This is a genomic window from Streptomyces sp. MB09-02B (assembly GCF_033794485.1).
Taxonomy (GTDB): domain Bacteria; phylum Actinomycetota; class Actinomycetes; order Streptomycetales; family Streptomycetaceae; genus Streptomyces.
The window spans coordinates 1-1,183 of sequence record NZ_JARGEE010000887.1 but is presented as its reverse complement, the minus strand read 5'-3'; the positions used below and the strand labels follow the sequence as shown (position 1 = coordinate 1,183).

The 1,183-nt window shown below is 66.6% G+C and carries 2 protein-coding genes; both read left to right on the top strand.

Features of this window, described 5'->3' with window-relative positions:
- Window positions 1-190: 190 nt before the first annotated feature.
- Window positions 191-1,042, top strand: a complete 852-nt coding sequence (locus P1P70_RS44870) for a helix-turn-helix transcriptional regulator (RefSeq protein ID WP_319248288.1) — start codon at window positions 191-193, stop codon at window positions 1,040-1,042.
- Window positions 930-1,183, top strand: a 254-nt coding sequence (locus tag P1P70_RS44865) for a DUF397 domain-containing protein (protein ID WP_319248286.1), incomplete at its 3' end; no start/stop codon positions are given. The genes P1P70_RS44870 and P1P70_RS44865, both read left to right, overlap by 113 nt.

Below are 1,183 nucleotides of genomic sequence, written 5' to 3'. Positions count from 1 at the left end.
GTCGGGGGCGGTCCGGTGGCATTGCCTCAACCGTCGGGGCATGACGGAGTGGTGCGCTTCCGGAGCACCGGATGACACCGCAGCGTGTGCGGCGCATCACTGACGGTAGGGCATTAATTTCGGCCTCTGCAACCCGCTGCCGTAATCTGGCACCCGAACGTGGCATGCCGACAAGGACGTTGGGGAGTACATGGCGGCACGGAGCAACCCCACCGCGCGGCAAGTGCGCCTGGGAGCGGAGCTGCGCAGGTTGCGCGAGGCCGCCGGCTTGAAGGCCCGGGAGGTAGCGGCGTTTCTGAACTCGACTTCGACGCAGATGAGTCAGGTGGAGGCAGGCATCGCGGCCGTGAGTGCGGAACGCATCCGCCGCCTCGCAGCTCACTACGCGTGCACCGACGAGGAGTTGATCGACGCACTCGCGGCAATGGCCGGCGACCGCGCCCGCGGCTGGTGGACCGAGTACCGGAACGTTCTGCCTCAGGTGAACCTGGACGTGGCCGAGACGGAGCATCACGCGACGCATTTGCGCGAGATCGTCGTCAACCGCGTACCGGGACTCCTCCAGACCCCGGACTACGCCCGAGCGGTCTTCAGGTACATGCGCCCGGAGCTGCCCGAGAGCGAGCTCGTGCCTCGGGTCGAGTACCGGTTGAAGAGGCGCTCAGTCATCGAGGGCGACGCTTCTACCCCGTACGAGACGATCGTCCACGAGTTCGCCTTGCGCATCCGAGTAGCCGACCGCCAGACCTCCGTGGCTCAACTCCTTTGGATCCTGGACCGGATCGAACAGGGCAACGTCACCGTGCGCGTCATCCCCATCGACCAGGACGGCTTCGCCGGTGCCGGTGCCTCGATGATGTACACCGGCGGACCAGTGCCGCGACTGGACACCGTCCTCCGGGACGCCCCCACCGGCGTCGTCTTCGTCGATGAGGAACCGCAGCTGCAACGGCTCCGAACACTCCTTCGTAGAGTGGAGGAGGCGGCGCTCGAACCCGTGGCGTCGCGGGACTTCATCCAGCGTTTGGCGAAGGAGCTGTGAGACACCGATGAAGCACACCCCGCGCTGGCAGAAGTCGACGTTCTCCGACGGCGGCGAAGGTGACACCTGTGTCGAAATCGCCACCGCCGCCGGGGACATACGCCTCCGTGAATCCACCACCCCCGCCACCCACCTCCGCAC